Annotated in this window: 16 protein-coding genes; 8 read left to right on the plus strand and 8 right to left on the minus strand. The window is 74.3% G+C overall.

Annotated elements, in window-relative coordinates:
• Positions 1 to 223: 223 nt before the first annotated feature.
• The gene (locus RLT57_RS19195; RefSeq protein ID WP_311298619.1) at positions 224 to 1981 is read right to left on the minus strand and encodes an acetyl/propionyl/methylcrotonyl-CoA carboxylase subunit alpha; all 1758 of its coding nucleotides are present in this window, start codon (positions 1979 to 1981) and stop codon (positions 224 to 226) included.
• A 383-nt stretch (positions 1982 to 2364) separates the two neighbouring features.
• Here RLT57_RS19195 and RLT57_RS19200 point away from each other — a divergent pair, with 383 nt between their 5' ends.
• Entirely contained in the window at positions 2365 to 2823 is a 459-nt protein-coding gene (locus RLT57_RS19200; protein ID WP_311298620.1) for a hypothetical protein, read from the plus strand.
• 87 nt (positions 2824 to 2910) lie between these two features.
• Here RLT57_RS19200 and RLT57_RS19205 read toward each other — a convergent pair whose 3' ends face one another.
• The 4 genes from RLT57_RS19205 to RLT57_RS19220 all read right to left on the minus strand — a co-directional run bounded on the left by RLT57_RS19205 (position 2911) and on the right by RLT57_RS19220 (position 5733).
• Positions 2911 to 3573, minus strand: coding sequence for a Maf family protein (locus RLT57_RS19205; RefSeq protein ID WP_399129886.1), 663 nt, complete (start codon positions 3571 to 3573; stop codon positions 2911 to 2913).
• 55 nt (positions 3574 to 3628) lie between these two features.
• Positions 3629 to 3763 carry a morphogenic membrane protein MmpB gene (gene mmpB / locus RLT57_RS19210; protein WP_311298622.1) on the minus strand — a complete coding sequence of 45 codons (135 nt, stop codon included), beginning with the start codon at positions 3761 to 3763 and terminating at the stop codon, positions 3629 to 3631.
• 83 nt (positions 3764 to 3846) lie between these two features.
• The gene (locus RLT57_RS19215; RefSeq protein WP_311298623.1) at positions 3847 to 4053 is read right to left on the minus strand and encodes an acyl-CoA carboxylase epsilon subunit; all 207 of its coding nucleotides are present in this window, start codon (positions 4051 to 4053) and stop codon (positions 3847 to 3849) included.
• Positions 4054 to 4143: 90 nt separating this feature from the next.
• A complete protein-coding gene (locus RLT57_RS19220) occupies positions 4144 to 5733 on the minus strand; it encodes an acyl-CoA carboxylase subunit beta (RefSeq protein WP_311298624.1) in 1590 nt (529 codons plus the stop codon).
• Between the two features lie 148 nt (positions 5734 to 5881).
• Here RLT57_RS19220 and RLT57_RS19225 point away from each other — a divergent pair, with 148 nt between their 5' ends.
• The 6 genes from RLT57_RS19225 to hutH all read left to right on the plus strand — a co-directional run bounded on the left by RLT57_RS19225 (position 5882) and on the right by hutH (position 14032).
• Positions 5882 to 6832, plus strand: coding sequence for a biotin--[acetyl-CoA-carboxylase] ligase (locus tag RLT57_RS19225; protein WP_311298625.1), 951 nt, complete (start codon positions 5882 to 5884; stop codon positions 6830 to 6832).
• 809 nt (positions 6833 to 7641) lie between these two features.
• Entirely contained in the window at positions 7642 to 8727 is a 1086-nt protein-coding gene (locus RLT57_RS19230) for an adenylate/guanylate cyclase domain-containing protein (RefSeq protein WP_399129888.1), read from the plus strand.
• A gap of 293 nt (positions 8728 to 9020) precedes the next feature.
• The gene (locus RLT57_RS19235) at positions 9021 to 9839 is read left to right on the plus strand and encodes a transglycosylase SLT domain-containing protein (protein ID WP_311298627.1); all 819 of its coding nucleotides are present in this window, start codon (positions 9021 to 9023) and stop codon (positions 9837 to 9839) included.
• A 156-nt stretch (positions 9840 to 9995) separates the two neighbouring features.
• Positions 9996 to 10802, plus strand: a complete 807-nt coding sequence (locus tag RLT57_RS19240; protein ID WP_311298628.1) for an enoyl-CoA hydratase/isomerase family protein — start codon at positions 9996 to 9998, stop codon at positions 10800 to 10802.
• 329 nt (positions 10803 to 11131) lie between these two features.
• Positions 11132 to 12304 (plus strand): GGDEF domain-containing protein, encoded by a 1173-nt coding sequence (locus RLT57_RS19245; RefSeq protein ID WP_311298629.1) that lies wholly within the window; start codon positions 11132 to 11134, stop codon positions 12302 to 12304.
• 159 nt (positions 12305 to 12463) lie between these two features.
• The gene (gene hutH / locus RLT57_RS19250; RefSeq protein ID WP_311298630.1) at positions 12464 to 14032 is read left to right on the plus strand and encodes a histidine ammonia-lyase; all 1569 of its coding nucleotides are present in this window, start codon (positions 12464 to 12466) and stop codon (positions 14030 to 14032) included.
• A 61-nt stretch (positions 14033 to 14093) separates the two neighbouring features.
• On the opposite strand, the gene RLT57_RS19255 is transcribed toward hutH, so the two are convergent.
• Positions 14094 to 14381, minus strand: coding sequence for a hypothetical protein (locus tag RLT57_RS19255; RefSeq protein WP_311298631.1), 288 nt, complete (start codon positions 14379 to 14381; stop codon positions 14094 to 14096).
• Between the two features lie 303 nt (positions 14382 to 14684).
• Here RLT57_RS19255 and RLT57_RS19260 point away from each other — a divergent pair, with 303 nt between their 5' ends.
• The gene (locus RLT57_RS19260; RefSeq protein ID WP_311298632.1) at positions 14685 to 16103 is read left to right on the plus strand and encodes a L,D-transpeptidase; all 1419 of its coding nucleotides are present in this window, start codon (positions 14685 to 14687) and stop codon (positions 16101 to 16103) included.
• Positions 16104 to 16170: 67 nt separating this feature from the next.
• Here RLT57_RS19260 and RLT57_RS19265 read toward each other — a convergent pair whose 3' ends face one another.
• A complete protein-coding gene (locus tag RLT57_RS19265) occupies positions 16171 to 17295 on the minus strand; it encodes an ROK family transcriptional regulator (RefSeq protein ID WP_311300777.1) in 1125 nt (374 codons plus the stop codon).
• Between the two features lie 252 nt (positions 17296 to 17547).
• The gene (gene xylB, locus RLT57_RS19270) at positions 17548 to 18972 is read right to left on the minus strand and encodes a xylulokinase (RefSeq protein WP_311300778.1); all 1425 of its coding nucleotides are present in this window, start codon (positions 18970 to 18972) and stop codon (positions 17548 to 17550) included.
• Positions 18973 to 19080: the final 108 nt, after the last annotated feature.

Genomic DNA, 19080 nt, shown 5'->3' on the forward strand with positions numbered 1-19080 from the left:
CCGAGCGGCACCGCGGCGGCCGGCCCCTCGCGGCCGGCTCCGGACCGGCGGCCGCGCGGGGCCGCCCCGCGGCGTTCCCCGCGCCCCTTCGGGGCACGTCCCCTGGCGGGGTGAGGCGCCCTGCCAGGGGTGCGGGGAACTGCTCGACAGGCCGGCCACCGGCCGGTGGTCCGGGAACGGCCGCGGGGGGGCCGGGCGGACGGACCCGGTGCGCCCCGCGGAGTCAGTCCTTGATCTCGCAGATGACCGCGCCGGAGGAGACCGAGGAGCCGACCTCCGCCTTGAGCCCGATGACCGTGCCGGAACGGTGCGCGTTCAGCGGCTGCTCCATCTTCATCGCCTCCAGGACGACGATCAGGTCTCCCTCGCTGACCTGCTGGTTCTCCTCGACGGCGACCTTGACGATGGTGCCCTGCATCGGCGAGGACAGCGCGTCCCCGGAGATCGCGGCGGCTGCCTTGACAGCGGCCCGCCGCTTCGGCTTGGCGCCGCCCGCCGCGGCGGTACGGGCCAGCGTCATGCCCAGCGACGCCGGCAGCGACACCTCCAGGCGCTTCCCGCCGACCTCGACCACGACGGTCTCGCGGCCCGGCGCCTCCTCCTCGTCCACGTAGGCACCGGTGAACGGCGGGATGGTGTTGTGGAACTCGGTCTCGATCCACCGGGTGTGCACGGCGAACGGCCCCTGCGCCGGCGCGAAGGCCGGGTCGGTGACCACCGCGCGGTGGAACGGGATGGCGGTGGCCATGCCGTCGACCTGGAACTCGGCGAGCGCGCGGGCGGCCCGCTGCAACGCCTGCTCACGGGTGGCGCCGGTGACGACGAGCTTGGCCAGCAGCGAGTCCCACGCCGGGCCGATCACGCTGCCGGACTCCACACCCGAGTCGAGCCGGACACCGGGCCCGGTCGGCGGCTCGAACCGGGTGACGGTGCCGGGGGCGGGCAGAAAGTTGCGGCCCGGGTCCTCGCCGTTGATCCGGAACTCGAAGGAGTGGCCGCGCAGCGGCGGGTCGTCGTAGCCGAGGGCCTCGCCGTCGGCGATCCGGAACATCTCCCGCACCAGGTCGATGCCGGAGACCTCCTCGGTGACGGGGTGCTCGACCTGAAGCCGGGTGTTGACCTCCAGGAAGGAGATCGTGCCGTCCTGGCCGACCAGGAACTCACAGGTGCCGGCGCCGACATAGCCCGCCTCGCGCAGGATCGCCTTCGACGCCGTGTACAGCTGGGCGTTCTGCTCCGGCGACAGCCAGGGCGCCGGGGCCTCCTCGACCAGCTTCTGGTGCCGGCGCTGGAGGGAGCAGTCACGGGTGGAGACGACCACCACGTTGCCGTGCGTGTCGGCCAGGCACTGGGTCTCCACGTGCCGGGGGCGGTCGAGGTAGCGCTCCACGAAGCACTCGCCGCGGCCGAAGGCGGCGACCGCCTCCCGTACCGCGGAGTCGTACAGCTCCGGGACCTCCTCCAGGGTGCGGGCGACCTTCAGCCCGCGCCCGCCGCCGCCGAACGCCGCCTTGATGGCGATCGGCAGGCCGTGCTCCTCGGCGAACGCCACCACCTCGTCGGCGCCGGAAACCGGGTCGGGGGTGCCGGCCACCAGGGGGGCACCGGCCCGCTGGGCGATGTGACGGGCCGCCACCTTGTCGCCCAGGTCCCGGATCGCCTGCGGCGGCGGACCGATCCAGGTCAGCCCGGCGTCCAGCACGGCCTGGGCGAACTCGGCGTTCTCCGACAGGAATCCGTAGCCGGGGTGGACCGCGTCCGCGCCCGACTCGGCGGCGGCCGCGAGGACTTTGCCGAAGTCGAGGTAACTGGTGGCGGGAGTGTCCCCGCCCAGTGCGTAGGCCTCGTCGGCCACGCGGACATGCAGCGCTTCGCGATCCGGGTCAGCGTATACGGCCACGCTGGCGATTCCCGCGTCCCGGCAGGCACGGGCGACACGAACTGCGATTTCACCGCGATTGGCGATGAGCACCTTACGCACGATGGCTCCCTCCTTGAAACAAGCCGAGTTTAGGTACTGGCCACACTCGAAGCCGAGGCGCCCCCGGGTGCGGGCTCGCCCGCGCCGAGGGTGATCCACGGGCCGTGAAGGACCCATGAAAGCCTGCTCAGTCCACGGTACGGCCCGGCCGGGTGCGATGTCTCGCGCCACCGGGTGTGGGGCGCATCTCGCGGCGGATCAGTGCTTCGCTGAGGTGTCGGTTTGTAGAAACCCCACTAATCCAGCGCGGAAATTTTTCCGGCACGGATCCCCAACTGGTCGCGTCGCGCGGGCTCTTGCCGCCGGCTGTACCCGTCGGTAGCCTGCATGTCGCGGGGTACCAGCGGTAACGTCCCCGGCGGTGTCGGCCGGAGGAGGAGCGTGTGCGCAAGGGCATAGCCGTCGGCACGGCCGTGGTGCTGGTCCTGGAGGCCGTCGGGATCGGCCTGGTGAACTGGATACTCGGCCTCGCCGTACAGCGCCAGAACATGTCCCTCGCCGGAGTCGACACGGACCTGATGGCGATCGGATCGTGGACGGGCGGGGCGGTGTTCGCGCTCTTCCTGATCGGCTGCGCGCTCCTGGTGGCCCGGATCGCGTGGCACGACCGGATGACCGGGCGGGTCGCGCGGATCGTGCTCATCGTCTGCGCGGTGGTGCACGGCGTGGTCGGCGCGGTGGTGGTCGGGCTGGTCGGCTGGGCGGCGTTCGCCGCGATGATGGTGATTCTCGGGCTGCTGGTGGCCACGTTGCTGATGTACGCGCCCGAGGACCTGAGCGGGCCGCCGGCCCCGCGGACCCCGCCGGAGCAGCCGGGCGGGGCGCCTCCGGCGACCGCCTGACCACCTCGCCTCCCCGGCGGCAGGCGGGCGGGAGGTGCGGGCCGTGCGGCGAAACCGGGGCGGCCGGCGGGACCGGGGGCCGGCCGATCAGCCGCGCGGCGCCCACAGATCGGTGATCCGCACACCCAACTCGCCCAGCAGCAGCCGCAGCAGCGGCAGGGACAGCCCGATCACGTTCCCCGGACTGCCCTCCACGCCCTCGACGAACGGCGCCGAGCGGCCGTCGAGGGTGAACGAGCCCGCCACGTGCAGCGGTTCACCGCTCGCCACATAGGCGGCGATCTCCGCGTCGTCCGGCGTCCCGAACCGTACGGTGGTCGACGCGGTCCGCGAGACCTGCCGGCCGGTCGCGGTGTCGATCACGCAGTGCCCGGTGTGCAGCACCCCGGACCGCCCGCGCATCGACCGCCAGCGGGCGGTCGCCTCGGCCGCGTCCCTGGGCTTGCCCAGCGCCTCGCCGTCCAGCTCCAGCACGGAGTCGCACCCCACCACCAGTTCGCCGCCGTCCAGCAGTCCGCCGCCGGCCACCGCCGTCGCCTTCGCCTCCGCCAGCACCCGGGCCAGCTCGGCGGGGGTCGGCGCCGTGACGGCCGCCTCGTCCACCCCGCTCACCACCACCCGCGGGTCCAGCCCGGCCTGCCGCAGCAGCCCGAGCCGGGCGGGGGAGGCGGACGCGAGCACGAGGGCGCGGGGGCCGCCGGGAGCGCTGGAGCCGCTGGGATCGCGGAGGTCACGGGGGCCGTCGGACACGGAGGAAGTCACCGGGACATGGTAGAGACCCGGCGCGGCCGGCCCCGCCGCGGCGTCACGCCCACCAGGCGGTCACCGCCGTCACCACCGCCGCGGCCAGGGCGATCAGCAGCATCGCCCGGCGCAGCATCGCCTGGGCGCGGCGGATGTCCTCCGGGGGATCCTCGGGTCGGTCGTCCGGCCACAGCATCTCCCCAGGGTCGCGCCGGCCCGCGGCCCGCGCCTGAGTACGCGTACTCAGAAGTACGGTCGCGCATCACCCGTAACGGTGGCTCACGCGGGCCACACCGACGACCGCCAGGCGCCGGGCCCGGGGCGCGGGGCGGCCCGCGGGAGACTGCGGGCCGGGTCCGCCCACGCCGCCGGGGCGGCGGGGGCCTCGGCCGGCTTGGCCCGCGCCGCCGCCCGCGCCTGGACCAGCGCCACGACGGCCGCCAGCTCCTCCGGGGTCGGCCGTCCCCGCTCCACCCTGATCACCACGTGACCACTCCTCTCCTGCGCGGCGTTCCCCGGACCCCCGGGACCTCGCGGACCGCCCGGACCCCCGGGCCCCTTTACCGGCTGCCACCCCTACAGCGGGATGTTGCCGTGCTTCTTCGCCGGCAGGCTCTCCCGCTTGTTGCGGAGCGTCCGCAGCGCCTTCACCAGCTGCCCCCGGGTCTTCGAAGGCGCGATCACGGCGTCCACATAGCCGCGCTCGGCGGCCACGTACGGGTTGAGCAGCGTGTCCTCGTACTCGGTGATGAACCGCTGCCGCAGCTCCTCCGCCTCCTCCGGCGACGCCGCCTCGGCCAGGGTGCGGCGGTAGAGGATGTTGACCGCGCCCTGCGCGCCCATCACCGCGATCTGCGCCGTCGGCCAGGCCAGGTTGAGGTCCGCGCCCAGGTGCTTGGAGCCCATCACGTCGTACGCGCCGCCGTACGCCTTACGGGTGATCACCGTGATCAGCGGAACCGTGGCCTCGGCGTACGCGTAGATCAGTTTGGCGCCGCGGCGGATGATGCCGTCCCACTCCTGACTGGTGCCGGGAAGGAAACCGGGTACGTCGACGAAGGTGATCACGGGGATGTTGAAGCTGTCACAGGTCCGGACGAAACGCGCCGCCTTCTCCGAGGCGTTGATGTCCAGGCAGCCCGCGAACTGCAGCGGCTGGTTGGCGACCACGCCCACCGGGCTGCCCTCGATACGGCCGAAGCCGGTCAGGATGTTCGGCGCGAACAGGCTCTGCGTCTCCAGGAACTCCCCGTCGTCCAGGACGAGTTCGATGACCTTGTGCATGTCGTAGGGCTGGTTCGCGGAGTCCGGGATCAGCGTGTCGAGCCCGAGGTCCTCCTCGGTCACCGCCAGGTCCGCCTCGGCGGGAAAGGCGGGCGGCAGCTCCAGGTTGTTGCTCGGCAGGTACGACAGCAGCGCCTTGACGTACTCGAAGGCGTCCTTCTCGTCGCCGGACAGGTGATGGGCGTTGCCCGAGGTGGTGTTGTGGGTGCGGGCGCCGCCCAACTCCTCCATGCCCACGTCCTCGCCGGTCACCGTCTTGATCACGTCGGGCCCGGTGATGAACATGTGCGAGGTCTGGTCGACCATCACCACGAAGTCGGTGATCGCCGGGGAGTACACCGCGCCGCCCGCGCACGGGCCGACGATCAGGCTGATCTGCGGGATCACCCCGGAGGCGTGGGTGTTGCGGCGGAAGATCTCGCCGTACATGCCCAGCGAGGTGACACCCTCCTGGATCCGGGCGCCGCCGGAGTCGTTGATGCCGATCACCGGGCAGCCGGTCTTCAGCGCGAAGTCCATCACCTTGACGATCTTCTCGCCGAAGACCTCGCCGAGCGCGCCGCCGAACACCGTGAAGTCCTGCGAGAACACCGCCACCGGGCGGCCCTCGACGGTCCCGTAGCCGGTGACGACACCATCGCCGTACGGGCGGTTGGCGGCCAGGCCGAAGTCGGTCGAGCGATGCCGGGCCAGTTCGTCCAACTCGGTGAAGGAGCCCTCGTCCAGCAGCAGCCCGATCCGCTCACGGGCCGTCAGCTTGCCCTTGGCGTGCTGCTTCTCCACCGCGCGCCCGGAACCGGCGTGCGTGGCCTCCTCGATACGGCGGCGCAGGTCGGCGAGTTTCCCGGCGGTCGTGTGGATGTCGTGCTCCGGCTCGGCCATAGAGGTGGCTCTCCTGCTCTCGGCGGCGGATCCAGCGGTGACGCCCCTCGGTCTTTGTGACCGGCGGGTAAAGCTGCTGTGTAGCGTAGTGGCGACGCTCGGGTACGGGCACTGCGGCGTTCGCCACATGCGCTCGTAGGGTGGACGCATGACGCGCAGCCGATGGTCCGATCTGGAACGACCGCCCCTCAACGCCGCCGCGCTGCGCCGGGCGGTCGTCGTCCCCGGCGGACTGTGGACCGGCCTCGACGTGGTCGAGACGACCGGCTCCACCAACAGCGACCTCACCGCGCGGGCCGCCCGGGGCGCCCCCGAGGGCGCGGTACTGATCGCCGAGGAGCAGACCGCCGGCCGCGGCCGGCTCGACCGGCGGTGGACCGCGCCCGCCCGCTCCGGACTGTTCTTCTCCGTGCTGCTCCGTCCGGGCGAACCCGGGCCGGCCCGGCCGGACGCCGCCCCGGACGACTCCGCCGCTCCCTGGCAACCGGTGCCGGTCCACCGCTGGGGCTGGCTGCCGCTGCTGGCCGGCGTCGCCACCGCGACCGCGCTGTCCCGGGCGGCCGGCGTCGACACCGCCCTCAAGTGGCCGAACGACCTGCTGGTCACCGTCGACGGCGAGGAACGCAAGGCCGGCGGGATCCTCGCCGAACGGGTGACCACGGCGGGGCCTGCGGCCGGGGGACCGGGGGGCGCGGGGGGCGGCCCCGACGGCGCGGGGAGCGCCGTGGTCATCGGCATCGGCCTCAACGTCTCGCTGCGCGCCGACGAGCTGCCCGTCCCCACCGCCGCCTCGCTGGTCCTGGCCGGAGCCCAGGGCACCGACCGGGACCCGCTGCTGCGTGCCGTACTGCGCTCGATCGCCGACTGGTACGGGGCCTGGCGGGCGGCCGGAGGCGACCCGGCCCTCTCCCGCCTCCAGCAGACCTACGCGGCCGGCTGCGCCACACTGGGCCGCCAGGTCCGAGCCGAGCTCCCCGGCGGCAGGAACCTGTCCGGCACGGCCGTCGCCGTCGACGGCGACGGCCGCCTGGTCATCGCGGGCCCCGACCGCGAGGAGGCGGTCGGCGCGGGCGACATCGTCCACCTCCGCAGGGGGTGAGGGGGCCGCGGCAGGTGTGCCGTACGGCGTGGGGGTGGGTGTCCGGTGGGGTGGGGGTGCCCCGGTGGGTGACGTTGGGCGTGAGGGTGCGGTGGGGGTGGGTGCCGTACGGCGTGCGGGGTGCCCATGCGGGAGGTGCCGTCGGGCGGTGGAGTGCCCTTGGGTGGGTGCCGTGGGGCGTTGGGGCGCCGTCCGTCCCCCTATTTTTTGCCGCCGGTTCGCCTCCGGGCGCTTCGACCCGGTGCCGACGGTCGACCGTGCTCACTCGCTCGTACCTCGCTCACTGCGCGCGCTCTCCCTTTCGACACCGGCGCGCCCTTCGGCTCACCGGCTACCCGGCCGAACGTCGGGCGTCAGCTGGACGTGGGGGCGGTGCCGTCGGGCGTGTGGTGCCCCGGGTGGGTGCCGTACGGCGTCAGGTGAACGGACCGGCGGACCCGACGGCGCCAGGCTGGGCAACCCAGCCCCCCGGGCCCGCGCCCCCTTGGGTGCCCCGACGCCCGACGGCACCCACCGGGCACCCACCCCTCGGGCACCCCCGCGCCACCGGCCCCCCACCCGTCTGGTCGGCGTGCCCCCGCCGGGGCGGCGTACCCGCGGGGCCGGTGCGAGTGAGCCAGGGCACACCTGCCGTATCTTTGAGGAGCTGCGTCGTCTCGATGATCGGAAGGGCTGTGCGCAGGGATTCTTCTGGGGCCGGGCGGTAGATCGTGGACAACGACAGCGCCCCGCCCGACGGGCCGAACGCACCGGATCCGGTCGCCGGACCGGATGCGGTGCGCGGCGTTCCCGCCGACCCCTTGCCCGCGATGGGCTTCGTCGAGCCGGACGAGCCGTCGGATCCCGACCAGGACCCGGGCGAGTACCCGGACACCGGGGAGCATCCGCTGGCGCTCCGGCTGGAGCAGCTGATCCTCGGGGCCCCCCGCCGTTACACCCCCTTCCAGGCCGCCCGTACCGCCGGCGTCTCCATGGATCTGGCCTCCCGCTTCTGGCGGGCCATGGGCTTCGCCGACATCGGCCAGGCCAGAGCGCTCACCGAGGCCGACGTACTGGCCCTGCGTCGGCTGGCCGGACTGGTGGAGGCGGGGCTGCTCAGCGAGTCGATGGCGATCCAGGTGGCACGCTCCACCGGCCAGACCACCGCCCGGCTCGCCGACTGGCAGACCGACTCCTTCCTCGAAGGTCTTACCGAGCCGCCCGAGCCCGGCATGACCCGCGCCGAGGTGGCGTACCCGCTGGTCGAGCTGCTGCTGCCGGAGCTGGAGGAGTTCTTGATCTACGTCTGGCGGCGCCAGGTCGCGGCGGCCACCAGCAGGGTCGTCCAGTCCGACGACGAGGAGGCGGTGGACCGCCGGCTCGCCGTCGGCTTCGCCGACCTGGTCGGGTTCACCCGGCTCACCCGGCGGCTGGAGGAGGAGGAGCTGGGCGAACTGGTCGAGGCGTTCGAGACCACCGCCGCCGACCAGGTCGCCGCGTACGGGGGCCGGCTGATCAAGACCCTCGGCGACGAGGTGCTCTTCGTCGCCGACGACCCCGGTACGGCCGCCGAGATCGGCATACGGCTGATCGAGACGATGACCGGCGACGAGTCCATGCCCGCGCTGCGGGTCGGCATGGCCTTCGGCACCGTCACCACCCGGATGGGCGATGTCTTCGGTACCACGGTCAACCTGGCCTCCCGCCTGACCTCCATAGCCCCCCGCGACGCCGTACTGGTCGACGGGGACTTCGCCGAGGCGCTGGCCGAGACGGGAGACGCCCCCGTCTCCGAGGCGGACGTCGACGCCTCCTCCGCGGAGAAGTACCGCTTCGCCCTGCAGCCCATGTGGCGGCGCCCGGTGCGGGGCCTGGGAGTGGTCGAACCCTGGCTGCTCACCCGCCGCGAGCGCTAGCCCGCCGGGCCGGTAAAGAACCCCTCTATATCGAACACATAACGCGCCCCCGCTGTCACGCCATGCGACAGCGGGGGCGCCGCCGTGTGATTCGGTCGATAGGACGCGCGTCACATACTAAGCAGCCTAGTGAATAACCGTCGTGGATTTCCCGCGGGATGAGCGGGTCGCCGGGTCCGCGGCATCTTCTTCCGTACTCTCCTACGTATTCGGTCGTAGGCGAGGGCGTTGACCCTTGAATTGGAAACCTCTAACAATTCACTGGTCCACGCGAATGGAAGAGGTAAGCCTGTATGCAGCTCCCCACGATCCCGAACAAGCTCCCCACGTTCTCCCGGTTCAACCGGCTGTCGAAGAAGCACAAGATGACGGCTGCCGGCGCCACCGCCGCCACGGCGCTGGTGCTGACGGTCGCAGGTCTGGAAGCGACTGCCGGAGCCGGATCGGCGACCGCGGCGGGCGACCCCACAGGGTTCGCCGTCTCCACCGGTGAGCACGTCAAGAGCATCGACGTGGCGACCGGTGTCGCTTCTCCGCGAGTCGTCCACGACTTCGCGCAGCCGAAGCAGGACGCGGCCGACGCGACGCACAAGAAGGCGGCCGCGGGCGACACGGCCGACAAGAAGGCCGCCGCGGCGAAGAAGAAGGCGGCTGAGCGAAAGGCCGAAGCCGCCGCTTCCGAGCGGGCCAGGGAAAAGGCCGCGGCGAACCGCTCCACCAAGCGGACCGCCGTCGTCAGGCACGCCGCGAAGGCGGAGGCGCTCGCGCCCAGGGCCGCCGCGAAGTCCTACAGCAACAACCTTGACGGCTGGATCCGGCAGTCGCTGGACATCATGCACTCCAAGGGCATCCCGGGCAGTTACAGCGGCATTCACCGCAACATCATGCGGGAGTCCAGCGGTAACCCCCAGGCGATCAACCTGTGGGACATCAACGCCAAGAACGGCATTCCCTCCAAGGGTCTCCTCCAGGTGATCAACCCGACCTTCGACCGCTACCACGTGGCCGGAACGTCCTGGAACATCTACAACCCGGTCGCCAACATCACCGCCGCCTGCAACTACGCGGCGGACCGGTACGGGTCGATGGACAACGTGAACTCCGCGTACTGATCCGTCGCACCGGCCGACCGAGCGACCGACGACCGAGCGACCGACGACCGCCGGAGGGCGGCGGGACCCCAGGGTTCCGCCGCCCTCCGGCGTTTCCGTGTCCGGCCGGGCTGGCAGGATGGGGCCGTTAACGGTCGTTGACAGGAGGGTGCGGCGATGGCGGCGGACGAGGCGCGGTACGGGGAGTTCGTACGGGTACGGCGGCACGGGGAGCGGGTGGCGGAGCTGGTGCTGGACCGGCCGGCCGCCATGAACGCGGTCTCCACGGCCATGGCGGGCTCGATCGCGGGGGCGTGCGAGGCGCTGGGGCGGGACAGCTCGGTGAGTGTGACCGTGCTGACCTCGTCCAACGGCAGGGCGTTCTGCGTGGGCGCCGACCTGAAGGAGCGCAACGCGCTCAGCGACGAGGAACTGGGCCGGCAGCGCCCGCTGGCCCGCGCCGCGTACACCGGGGTGCTGGAGCTGCCGATGCCGACGGTCGCGGCCGTGCACGGGTACGCGCTCGGCGGCGGATTCGAGCTGGCGCTCGCCTGCGACCTGATCGTGGGGGACGCCACCACGGTCCTGGGGCTGCCCGAGGTGTCCGTCGGCGTCATCCCCGGTGGTGGCGGGACGCAGCTGCTGCCCCGCCGGGTCGGCGCCGCCCGCGCCGCCGACCTGGTCTTCACCGCCCGCCGCCTCCCGGCCGCCGAGGCGGTGGCCGTCGGCCTGGTCGACCGGCTCGCCCCCGACGGCGAGGACGCCCGCGACACCGCCCTGACCCTCGCCGCCGTGATCGCCGCCAACTCCCCGGTCGCCCTGCGCGCCGCCAAACGCGCTCTCCGCCTCGGGCACGGCCTCGACCTGCGGACCGGCCTGGAGGTGGAGGACGCCGCCTGGCGCACGGTCGCGTTCTCCCCCGACCGGGCGGAGGGCGTCGCCGCCTTCAACGAGAAGCGCCCGCCGAACTGGCCGGGCGCGTAGGGCCTGGCGTGTAGGTCTCCGCGGCGTCGCGGGGTCCGGCACGCACACCTTGCTGCGTTCCCGCCGGTCGACGACACGCCACGCCGCCTCCCTCCCCGGCCTTGCGGCCGCACGCACCGGACCCCGCTCCGCCGCCCGCGGAGATCCACCCGGCAGACCCCAGCCCGCCCTTCCGCCGCCCCCGGAGCCCGCGCCCCGGAGCCCGCGCCCCCGGAGCCCGCTCCCCGGAGCCCGGCGCCCTCGGCCGGGCCGGACCCGGCACTCCCCGTTCGGCCCAGCAGCCGCCGGGCCGACGGTCGCCACCGGCGGAATCTCCCTAACCTGGGGGAATGGTGGACGGGACGGCGGCTGACCTACGGCTGAGGGCGGTCGTCGAACTCGCACAGGCGCTTGCCACCGCCCAGACGCCGCAGGCGGCGGTACGGGCCGGTGCGCGCCGGGCCCGGCTGTCGATGGGCGGGTCCTTCGCGGCGATCTCCGCGTGGGAGCGGGAGGCCTGCCGGCTGCGGGTCCTGGTCAACGACGGCGACCTCGCGCCGGGAGAGGAGGCGGAGCCGGCCGACGAGTCCTACTCGGTGCACGACTTCCCGGAGATCGCCGAGTTCCTGCACGGCTCCTGGGCGGCGGGCGGCGAACCGCACGCGTGGGTGGAGACCGCGGACGCCGCCGGGCCGTCTTCGCCCGGCGGCGACAGCTGGGGCCGTACGGCGGCGCTGCGGCGGCGCGGACGGGGCAGCTGCGTCGTCGCGCCGATCGTGGTGCACGGGCGGGCCTGGGGCGAGCTGTACGTGGCCCGCGGTGTCGGCGACCCCGCCTTCGGCCGCACGGACGCGGACTTCGCCAGTGTGCTGGCGGCGCTGCTGGCGGCGGGGATCGTGCAGACCCAGCGGCTGGCCGAGGTCCAGCGGCTCGCCTTCACCGACCCGCTGACCGGCCTCGGCAACCGCCGGGCGGTCGACGTACGGCTCGACGAGGCGCTGGAGCGGCACCGGGCGGAGGGCGTCGTGGTGAGCCTGGTGGTGTGCGACCTCAACGGCCTCAAAAAGGTCAACGACCTGCTCGGCCACGCGGTGGGGGACCGGCTGCTGGAACGATTCGGCTCCCTGCTGTCGCTGTGCGGGGCGACCCTGCCGGGGAGCCTGGCGGCGCGGCTGGGCGGTGACGAGTTCTGCATCGTCGCCGTGGGCCAGAGCCCGGCGGAGGTGGAGCGGGTCGCCGACGAGCTCTGCGGGCGCGCCGCCGAGTTGGACGTCGGCGACGGTGTCGCGGTCGGCGTCGCCTCCACGGGCGACGCCGTCGGTCCCGTCTCCTCCGCCCGCCGCCTCTTCCGCCTCGCGGACGCGGCCCAGTACCGCGCGAAGGCCCTGCGGGCGCCCCACCCCGTCATCGCCGGGCACGACTCCCCCGACGACCCCGTCCTCCACCTCGCCGACTCCCCGCCCCCGCCCCCCACCGTCCCCCCCACCCCCGACCGCCGCCGCCTCCGGCGGGGCAGGGGATGAGGGGCGGGGGGTGGGTGCCGTACGGCGTCAGGTGAACCAACCGGCGGACCGTACGGTGCCACGGGCAATCCCGGGAACTCGGCCCCCTTGGGGCACCCCCGCGCGACCTACGCCCCCCGAGGGTGACACCTCGCGATTCAGTGCTTAGGGTGCGTGAATATGGATATGCAGAGCGTGGTGGTGGGCGCCGCAGGGGTCGCGGCGGAGGACGTGGTGGCTGTGGCGCGGGGGGACGCGCGGGTCGTGGTCGGGGAGGCGGCGATCGAGGGGGTGGCGCGGGCGCGGGGCGTGGTGGACGCGCTCGCGGCGAAGGCGGAGCCGGTGTACGGGGTGAGCACCGGGTTCGGGGCGCTCGCCGTCCGGCACATCAGCCCCGATCTGCGGGCGCAGCTCCAGCGCAGCCTGGTCCGTTCGCACGCCGCGGGGATGGGGCCGCACGTGGAGCGCGAGGTGGTGCGCGCGCTGATGTTCCTGCGGCTGAAGACGCTCGCCTCGGGCCGTACCGGGGTGCGCCCAATCGTCGTGGAGACGATGGCCGCGCTGCTGAACGCCGGCATCACCCCGGTCGTGCACGAATACGGCTCGCTCGGCTGCTCCGGCGACCTCGCCCCCCTCGCGCACTGCGCCCAGGTGCTGATGGGCGAGGGCGAGGCGGCCGGGCCCGACGGCACGGTCCGGCCCGCCGCCGAACTGCTGGCCGAGCACCGGATCACCCCTGTGGTGCTGCGCGAGAAGGAGGGCCTGGCCCTCATCAACGGCACCGACGGCATGCTCGGCATGCTCGTCCTGGCCTGCGCCGATCTCACCCGGCTGTTCACCGCCGCCGACATCGGCGCCGCGCTCACCCTGGAGGCGCTGCTCGGTACGGACAAGGTGCTCGCCCCCGAACTGCACGCGATCCGCCCGCACCCCGGGCAGGCGGCCAGCGCCGAGAACATGCGCCGGGTGCTCGCCGGGTCCGGGCTGACCGGCCACCACCAGGACGACGCCCCGCGGGTGCAGGACGCGTACTCGGTCCGCTGCGCGCCGCAGGTGGCCGGTGCGGGCCGGGACACCCTCGCGCACGCGCGGCTGGTCGCCGACCGGGAGCTGGCCGCCGCCATCGACAACCCGGTGGTCCTGGTCGGGGAGGGTTCCGAGGAGGGGCGGGTGGAGTCCAACGGCAACTTCCACGGCGCCCCGGTCGCGTATGTGCTGGACTTCCTCGCCATCGCCGCCGCCGACCTCGGCTCCATCGCCGAGCGGCGCACCGACCGGCTGCTGGACCGGAACCGCTCGCACGGCCTGCCGCCCTTCCTCGCCGGCGACCCCGGTCTGGACTCCGGCCTGATGATCGCCCAGTACACCCAGGCCGCCCTGGTCAGCGACATGAAGCGGCTGGCCGTACCGGCGTCGGTCGACTCCATCCCGTCATCGGCGATGCAGGAGGACCACGTCTCCATGGGCTGGTCGGCGGCGCGCAAGCTGCGTACCGCGGTCGACAACCTGGCCCGGATCATCGCGATCGAGGTGTACGCGGCCACCCGGGCGCTGGAGATCAGGGCCGCGGCGGGCGCGCTGCGGCCGGCGCCGGCGTCACAGGCGGTGCTGGCGGCCGTACGCGCGGCCGGGGTGCGCGGCGCGGGTCCCGACCGCTTCCTGTCGCCGGACCTGGAGGCGGCCTACGTCTTCGTCCGGGACGGCTCGCTGGCCCGCGCCGCCGAGTCGGTGACCGGGCCGCTGGCGTAGGCCCGCCGTGCCGGTCCCCGCAGGTGGCGGAGCGGGCTCCGCCGGCCCGGCGGGCCCGGTGTCAGACCAGGGAGTCGCGCGAGCGGCGGCGGGCGTTCAGCACCAACCCCGCTCCCGCCGCCAGGAACGCGGCGCCCCCGATGACGTACGGCTCGGTGTCCACCGCGCCGGTGTCCGCCAGGCCGCCCAGGTCCTGGTCGGAGCCGTCGGCGGTGGTGGTGGTCTGCCGGCTGGCGGCGGAGTGCGCGGGGGCGGAGTGCACGGGTTCCGCGGTCGCGGACGGTACGAAGTACAGCGCGGCCAGTACGGAGGCGGCAGCCGCGGCGATATAAGGGCGGGGCGAGGTCAACGTATCCCCCAGGAGTGAGTGACGACTCGACCGTGGGGGCCGATCGTAGTGACTTCGTGCCACCTGTGTGAAGCCGTACCGGGACGATCACGGTCTGTGCGGAGTGAATAACGCAGATCGTATGCTTGGCGGCGGACGAAGGAACCGCGTGCTACGTGGGAAAGCCCACAATTGCGCGCAGAAAGGACTTCATCTCCGCGGCGGCCTGTTTCCATGGACTGATCGGAGCACGACAGCAGAAGGAAGCCGCCGAAAGCACCGGAACCCCGCAGGAAGCCAGCCGTCCAGCCATTGGAGAGCCGTGTGACGCCGTCCGACGCCGGAAAATCCCCCGAACAGCGCCCCGCGCGCCGGTCCCCGTTCACCCGCCGTCGCACCCTCGCGGCGATCGCGGTGCTGGCGGGCGGCACCATCGGGCTGACCGCTTGCGGCGGCCACGGCGGCGGCGACCACGCGGCGCGGGCCGCCGCGTCCAGCACCTCGGCCGCCGCCCCCGCCCCGTCGACGACGGCCCCTGCGACGACGGCGCCCTCGGCGACCACTCCCTCGGCGAGCAGCTCGGCCACCAGTACGCCCAGCGCCGGCACCCAGGCCCGCGAGGACGCGGCCGCCGCCGAGAACGCCTCCGACGCGAAGATCACCATCACTCCGCACGCCGGCAGCACCGGGGCCAGCATCACCCACGGCACCGAGGTCACCGTGAAGCACGGCACCCTGACCTCCGTCACCATGACGGCGAAGGCCGGCGGCCAGCGGGTGTCCGGCACGATGTCCGCCGACCGCACCAGCTGGACCCCGGACGGACGGCTCGCCCGCGGCACCCAGTACGAGATATCCGCCGCCGCCACCGACGCCAAGGGCCGGGCCGCCGCCGCGGACGCCACCTTCGCGACCGTCTCCACCAGCGGCAGCTTCATCGGCTACTTCACCCCCGAGGACGGCTCCACCGTCGGCGTGGGCATGCCGGTCTCGATCAACTTCGACAAGCCGATCTACAAGGCCGACCGCGCCGCCGTGCAGAAGGCCGTCACCGTGCGGTCCAGCAGCGGCCAGCAGGTCGTCGGCCACTGGTTCAGCCCGACCCGGCTGGACCTGCGCCCCCAGCACTACTGGGCGGCCGGCGCGCACGTCTCGCTGACCCTGAGGCTCGACGGGGTGGAGGGCGCGCCCAACGTCTTCGGCGTCCAGGACAAGACGGTCGGCTTCGACGTCGGCCGGTCCCAGATCTCCACCGTCGACACCAAGACCGACGAGATGACCGTGGTCCGCGACGGCAGGGTCGTCAACACCGTCCCGGTCTCGGCCGGCGCGCCCGAGCACAGTACGTACAACGGCCAGATGGTCATCTCGGAGAAGGACCCGACCACCCGGATGAACGGGGCGACGGTCGGCTTCACCGACGACGACGGCAAGGGGGAGTACGACATCCCCGACGTGCCGCACGCCATGCGGCTGAGCAGCTCCGGCACGTTCATCCACGGCAACTACTGGGGTGACAAGTCCGTCTTCGGCGCGGTCAACACCAGCCACGGCTGCGTCGGGCTGAGCGACACCAAGGGCGGCAAGGACCCGAACACGCCCGCCGCCTGGTTCTACGACAACTCGCTGATCGGCGACGTGGTGATCGTCAAGAACTCCCCGGACAAGACGATCCAGCCGGACAACGGGCTCAACGGCTGGAACATGAGCTGGGCGAAGTGGGTGGCCGGGTCGGCGCTGTGACCCGCGCGGCGGGCGGCGCCCGCCGCTGACGGCCGGTACGGCCCGGCCCGGCCGTCAGCGGCGGGCCTCACCCGGCCGGCGCGTTGATCCAGCCGGCCGGGTCGTCCAGCACGGTGCGCACCGAGCTGTAGGCGGCGCCGCGCAGCACGCCGTCACGGCCCAGCGTCGAGACGACGAGGTCCTCCGGGCGCCACTGGCGGTCGGTGACGCGGGCCGCCAGCTCGCGGCGGACGCCCGGCAGCAGCCAGGGCGCCAGGTCGGCGAGCGGGCCGCCGACCACGACCGCCTGCGGGTCCAGCAGGTTGACCGCGCCGCTCAGCGCGATGCCGAGGGCGGCGCCGGCCTCCGCCAGGGCGCGCAGCGCCGCCGGGGCGCCCGCCGCGGCGGCCCGCCGCAGCTGCGCCGGGCCGCCGCGGGCCGCCGCGACCCCGGCCGCCCGCAGCAGGGCCTCCTCACCGGCGTACGTCTCCAGGCAGCCGTTGGCGCCGCAGGAGCACCGGGGGCCGTCCGGCCGTACCGGCACGTGGCCGAGCTCGCCCGCGAAGCCGCGGGCGCCGCGGAAGAGCCGGCCCTCCACCACCAGCGCGGCGCCGATGCCGATCTCGGCGGAGACGTGCACGAAGTCGGCGAGCCGCTCATGGCCGCCGAGCCACAACTCGGCGAGGGCGCCGAGGTTGGCCTCGTTCTCCACGACGGTGCGCTCGCCGAGGGCGGCGGCGACCTGGACGTCCTCCCAGCCGAGGTTGGGGGCGCGCAGGACGGTGCCGCGGTCGTGCCCGACCAGGCCGGGGACGGCCACGGTGGTGGCGACCGGGCGCAGGCCCGCGTTCCCGGCCTCCTTGGCGACGCGGGCGGTCAGCTCGGCCAGTTCCGCCAGGACGGCGGGGGCCGGCCGGTCCCGGTTGGCCGCCGGGGCCTCGGCGCGGCTTCGGACGGTGCCGCGCAGGTCGACCACGCAGGCGGCGAGGTGGTCCACGCCGATCTCGGCGCCGATCCCCGCGGGGCCCTTCGCGGACAGCGCGAGGGCGGTGCCGGGGCGGCCGACGGTGCCGGGGCGCTGCGCGCCCCGCTCCTCCAGCAGGCCGGCCGCGAGGAGCTCGTCCACCAGGGTCGACACGGTGGCCCGGGTCAGGCCGACCTCGGCGGCCACGGCGGCGCGGGTCACTTTCTCCCCCGCCGCCAGGGCCTTCATCACCAGCGACATGTTGCGGCGCCGCAGACCCGCCTGGGCGCCGTTCCGTGCGCCGGTGCTCGTCCCCACGTGGCTCTCCCTTCCCGTCCGCCCTCAGTATGCGCGGGGCGCCGCGCGGGGCTGTTCCGCCCGTCCGTCGCCCTGCCTGCCTGCCTGCCTGCCTGCCCGCCCGGCTGCCTGTCGCCCTGCGCGCCTGCCCGCCGCCGCGCGCGCCCGTCCGCGCCGCCCGCCCGCCGCCGTACGAAAGGGGGGTCACGCCGCGGGGCCCGCCAGGGGCAGTGCGGCGGCCAGCCGGGACAGCGCCTCTTCGTCGCGGGGCAGCGGGTCGTACCGGGGTCCCTCGGCGGTCGCCCAGCGCCGGGCGATGGCCGTGGGGGCCTCGCCGGTGAGGAGGGCCGCCGCCTGGACCGCCGCCCCGAGCGCCACCAGCTCCTCGGCGGCGGGCACCACCACCGGCCGCCCGGACAGCCGGCGTACCGTCTCCCGCCAGGCGGTCCCGCGCGCGCCGCCGCCGATGAGCAGTAGCGGCTCGTCGGGGCCGGCGCCCGCCTCGCCGTCCACCGCCAGCACCTCGTCCAGCGCCCGCAGCAGCGCCCAGACCGCGCCGTCGTAGGCCCCCTGGAGCAGCTGCCCGGCGGTCGTCTCGTGCCGCAGCCCGGTGAGCAGCCCGGAGGCGTACGGCAGGTTCGGTGTGCGTTCGCCGTCGAGGAAGGGCAGGAAGGCGACCGATCCGCCGGCCTCCACCTCCTCCCGTCCGCGGCCCAGCAGCGCCGCGACCTTGTCGACCGCCAGCGTGCAGTTGAGCGTGCAGGCCAGCGGCAGCCACCCGCCGTCGGCCGCCGCGAAGCCCGCGACCGTGCCGGTGGGGTCGGCCGGCCGCTGCCGGGAGACCGCGTACACCGTGCCGGAGGTGCCGAGGCTGAGCACCGCCCGGCCCGGGGTGAGTCCGAGGCCCAGCGCCGCCGCCGCGTTGTCGCCGGTGCCGGCCGCGACCAGCGCCCCGGCCCGCAGCGGCAGCCGCTCCCGTACCGTGCCGGCCTGCCCGCCGGGGCCCAGCACCGAGGGCAGCAGCTCGGGGTCCAGGCCGACCTCGTCCAGCAGCGCCTCGTCGTACGCGCCGGTCCGCCCCGACCACCACCCGGTGCCGGAGGCGTCCCCGCGGTCGGTGACGGCGGCCCCGCTCAGCCGCTCGGTCAAAAAGTCGTGCGGCAGCCGGACGCCCGCCGCCCGCGCCGCGGCCCGCGGGTCGTGCGCCCGCAGCCACTGCCACTTGGCCACCGTGAAGCTCGCCCCCGGCACCGACCCGAAGCGCCGCGCCCACCAGTCGGCCCCGTACCGCTCGACCAGCGCGGCGGCCTGCGGCGCGGACCGCACGTCGTTCCACAGCAGCGCCGGCCGCAGCGCCCGGCCGGCCGCGTCCAGCACCACCAGCCCGTGCTGCTGGCCGCCGACCGAGACCGCCGCTGCGCGCTCGGCGTACCCGCCGAGCTGCCCGAGCGCGTCGAGCAGCGCCCGCCACCACTCCTCCGGGTCGCTCTCCCGCCCGGCGCCGGTGGTGACGGTGTGCGGGGCCTGGCCGCGGGCCAGCACCTCGCCGCTGTCCGCATCGACCGCCAGCACCTTCGTGGACTGCGTGGAACTGTCCACGCCCAGGACGACCTGCCCCTGCGACGCCATGTGATCCCGGTCCCTTCCCTCGTCCGGCTCGTCCGGCTCGTACCGCTGGTACGGCCCGCCCGGCGCGGTGCCCTCCACGGGCCCGATCCGAATGCCCCACTTCCCATC

Source organism: Streptomyces sp. ITFR-21 (assembly GCF_031844685.1).
Taxonomy (GTDB): Bacteria; Actinomycetota; Actinomycetes; order Streptomycetales; family Streptomycetaceae; genus Actinacidiphila.

Bases quoted from the DNA above. Each gene is read 5' to 3' on its own strand.
- mmpB (WP_311298622.1), bottom strand. From the start codon at position 3,763: ATGCTGTGGCCGGACGACCGACCCGAGGATCCCCCGGAGGACATCCGC.
- RLT57_RS19220 (WP_311298624.1), bottom strand. From the start codon at position 5,733: ATGGCCGAGCCGGAGCACGACATCCACACGACCGCCGGGAAACTCGCC.
- RLT57_RS19225 (WP_311298625.1), top strand. From the start codon at position 5,882: ATGACGCGCAGCCGATGGTCCGATCTGGAACGACCGCCCCTCAACGCC.
- RLT57_RS19230 (WP_399129888.1), top strand. From the start codon at position 7,642: ATGGGCTTCGTCGAGCCGGACGAGCCGTCGGATCCCGACCAGGACCCG.
- RLT57_RS19235 (WP_311298627.1), top strand. From the start codon at position 9,021: ATGCAGCTCCCCACGATCCCGAACAAGCTCCCCACGTTCTCCCGGTTC.
- RLT57_RS19240 (WP_311298628.1), top strand. From the start codon at position 9,996: ATGGCGGCGGACGAGGCGCGGTACGGGGAGTTCGTACGGGTACGGCGG.
- RLT57_RS19245 (WP_311298629.1), top strand. From the start codon at position 11,132: ATGGTGGACGGGACGGCGGCTGACCTACGGCTGAGGGCGGTCGTCGAA.
- hutH (WP_311298630.1), top strand. From the start codon at position 12,464: ATGGATATGCAGAGCGTGGTGGTGGGCGCCGCAGGGGTCGCGGCGGAG.
- RLT57_RS19265 (WP_311300777.1), bottom strand. From the start codon at position 17,295: ATGAAGGCCCTGGCGGCGGGGGAGAAAGTGACCCGCGCCGCCGTGGCC.
- xylB (WP_311300778.1), bottom strand. From the start codon at position 18,972: ATGGCGTCGCAGGGGCAGGTCGTCCTGGGCGTGGACAGTTCCACGCAG.